General features: G+C 57.1%; 1 rRNA gene (only partly in view). It reads right to left on the bottom strand.

The annotated features are described in order from the left end of the window. A 23S ribosomal RNA gene (locus AB0Q96_RS39050) occupies positions 1-1,729 on the bottom strand; it reaches 1,494 nt to the left of the window's first position. Between the last annotated feature and the right edge of the window lie 58 nt (positions 1,730-1,787).

Genomic DNA, 1,787 nt, shown 5'->3' on the forward strand with positions numbered 1-1,787 from the left:
ATATGTTGTCCGGATTTGCCTAGACAACGCCCTACACCCTTACCCCGGGACTACCACCGCCCGGGCTGGACTACCTTCCTGCGTCACCCCATCGCTTACCTACTACCACCTTGGGTCAGCGGCTCCACCACTCCCCTTTGCCCGAAGGCTCCAGGGCGGCTTCACGGCCTTAGCATTAATGGGCTCGATATTGGGCGTTTCAAAGCGGGTACCGGAATATCAACCGGTTGTCCATCGACTACGCCTGTCGGCCTCGCCTTAGGTCCCGACTTACCCTGGGCAGATCAGCTTGACCCAGGAACCCTTAGTCAATCGGCGCACACGTTTCTCACGTGTGTATCGCTACTCATGCCTGCATTCTCACTCGTGAACCGTCCACAACTCGCTTCCGCGGCTGCTTCACCCGGCACACGACGCTCCCCTACCCATCACAGCACCCGTTGGGGCTTATTGCTGCAATGACACGACTTCGGCGGTACGCTTGAGCCCCGCTACATTGTCGGCGCGGAATCACTTGACCAGTGAGCTATTACGCACTCTTTCAAGGGTGGCTGCTTCTAAGCCAACCTCCTGGTTGTCTCTGCGACTCCACATCCTTTCCCACTTAGCGTACGCTTAGGGGCCTTAGTCGATGCTCTGGGCTGTTTCCCTCTCGACCATGGAGCTTATCCCCCACAGTCTCACTGCCGTGCTCTCACTTACCGGCATTCGGAGTTTGGCTAAGGTCAGTAACCCGGTAGGGCCCATCGCCTATCCAGTGCTCTACCTCCGGCAAGAAACACACGACGCTGCACCTAAATGCATTTCGGGGAGAACCAGCTATCACGGAGTTTGATTGGCCTTTCACCCCTAACCACAGGTCATCCCCCAGGTTTTCAACCCTGGTGGGTTCGGTCCTCCACGAAGTCTTACCTCCGCTTCAACCTGCCCATGGCTAGATCACTCCGCTTCGGGTCTAGAGCGTGCAACTCAATCGCCCTATTCGGACTCGCTTTCGCTACGGCTTCCCCACACGGGTTAACCTCGCTACACACCGCTAACTCGCAGGCTCATTCTTCAAAAGGCACGCAGTCACGACGCATTGAGTAAACTCAATGCGCGACGCTCCCACGGCTTGTAGGCACACGGTTTCAGGTACTATTTCACTCCGCTCCCGCGGTACTTTTCACCATTCCCTCACGGTACTATCCGCTATCGGTCACCAGGGAATATTTAGGCTTAGCGGGTGGTCCCGCCAGATTCACACGGGATTTCTCGGGCCCCGTGCTACTTGGGTGTCTCTTAAACGAGCCGCATGAATTTCAGCTACGGGGGTCTTACCCTCTACGCCGGACCTTTCGCATGTCCTTCGCCTATCCATACGGTTTCTGACTCGTCTCACAGCCGGCAGACTGTGAAAAAGAGATCCCACAACCCCGCATGCGCAACCCCTGCCGGGTATCACACGCATACGGTTTGGCCTCATCCGGTTTCGCTCGCCACTACTCCCGGAATCACGGTTGTTTTCTCTTCCTGAGGGTACTGAGATGTTTCACTTCCCCTCGTTCCCTCCACATGCCCTATGTGTTCAGGCATGGGTGACAGCCCATGACGACTGCCGGGTTTCCCCATTCGGAAACCCCCGGATCAAAGCCTGGTTGACGGCTCCCCGGGGACTATCGTGGCCTCCCACGTCCTTCATCGGTTCCTGGTGCCAAGGCATCCACCGTGCGCCCTTAAAAACTTGGCCACAGATGCTCGCGTCCACTGTGTAGTTCTCAAGCAACGACCAGCCACCCATCACCCTG

This window comes from Streptomyces sp. NPDC093111, assembly GCF_040683955.1.
In the GTDB taxonomy this organism is placed as follows: domain Bacteria; phylum Actinomycetota; class Actinomycetes; order Streptomycetales; family Streptomycetaceae; genus Streptomyces.